1 protein-coding gene is annotated in these 1,556 nt (G+C 65.6%); it reads right to left on the reverse strand.

What is annotated here, in order from left to right:
• The coding region (locus AC3WUT_RS30135) for an efflux RND transporter permease subunit (protein WP_492350751.1) at positions 1 to 1,419 on the reverse strand (1,419 nt) is incomplete at its 3' end.
• Positions 1,420 to 1,556 lie beyond the last annotated feature (137 nt).

Raw genomic sequence — 1,556 nt, forward strand, 5'->3', positions numbered from 1 at the left:
GGTGAGCCAATCGAGCCCGGTGTCGAAGTTGCTTGAGATGGACACCGCGTCGCGGTTGAAGCGGGCCTCGGGGCGCAGCTCAGGTGCGCCGGGCTGGGTGGTGCCCACCACGCGCCCCTGGCCTTCGACCACGGCCACCGCAAAGAGGGCGCCCACCACCAGCAGGCACACCGCGGCGTTGCGCGGCTCGGCCACCCGCGCCAGCGTGCGCAGCCAGCCCGAGCGGGCCTCGCGCTTGAGCATGGCGCGGTCAGCGTAGGCCTTGCTCACGTTGAAGAACGAGGCCGCCACCGGCAGCATCACCAGGTTGGTGATGATCTTGAACGCCACCCCCAGTGACGCGGTGATGGCCAGCTCGCGCACCATCGGGATGGGGATCATCACCAGGGTCACAAAGCTCACAAAGGCCGTCACCAACGCCAGCGTGCCCGGGATCAGCAGCCCGGTGAAGCTGCCCCGGCAGGCCTCGTAGCAGCTCTTGCCGTGCGAGATCTCGCGCACGATGAAGTTGATTTGCTGCACCCCGTGCGACACGCCAATGGCAAACACCAGAAACGGCACCAGCACGCCCAGCGGGTCCAGCCCGTAGCCCAGCAGGTGCAGCGCACCAAACTGCCACACCAGCGAGGTGAGCGAGCACACGATGGGCAGCACGGTGAAGCGCAGCGAGTGGCAGTACCAGTACACAGCCGCGGCCGTCAGCAGCAGCGCGATGACGCAAAACTCAAGCACCGCCGAAGCGCCGTCGGCGATGTCGCCGATCTGTTTGGCAAAGCCGATGATCTGCACCTCAAAGTTCGCGTCTTCGAACTTCTGGCGGATCTGGGCTTCGAGCACTCGGTTGTAGGCCACGTAGTCGACCTTCTTGCCCTCGCGGTCGTACTCGATGATCTCGGCGGTGACCATGGCCGAGCTCTCGTCGCGCGAGACCAGGGTGCCGATGAAGCCGCCGCGCGCGGTGGCCTCGCGGATCTTCTTGACGGTGGCCTCGTCGAGCTGGCCCGGGGAGATGGTGCCGTCGATCAGCGGGTCGGCCCGAAAGCCCTCTTCGGTGATCTCGTTGACAAAGCTGTTGGGCGTCCACAGCGATTGAACGCCCAGGCGCTCGATGCTGGGCAGGAACACCACGCCCTGGGTCACTTCGTAGAGCTTTTGCAGGCCCGCCACCGTGAAGATGCTGCCCTGGCGGGCCTTGACCACGATGTTCAGGCGGTTGGCGCCCAGCACGTCGGCGCGGTACTTCTGGAAGGTCTGGATGTAGGGGTGGTCGCTGGGCATCTGCTTCTCAAAGCCCGCGTCCATGCGCAGTTGCAGCGCAAAGAAGGCCATCAAAGCGGTCAGCGCCAGCAGCAGGCCCAGCGTGGCGCGGCGGTACAGGAAGAAGAAGCGCTCAAGGCCTGCGACCCATTGATTCAGCATAGTGTGTGGCCCTTGGCAAACTGCTCAGGCAGGGGAAGAAAAAAGGCCATCGCCCACCCGGGGCAGGCCCCGGGGGGCGATGGCCGTGAAGGCGGGGGTATCAACCCCCCCGCCACCCTTCTCGGAGAAAGAAGAGA

This window comes from Curvibacter sp. EU05-FHT14A10 (assembly GCF_058791075.1).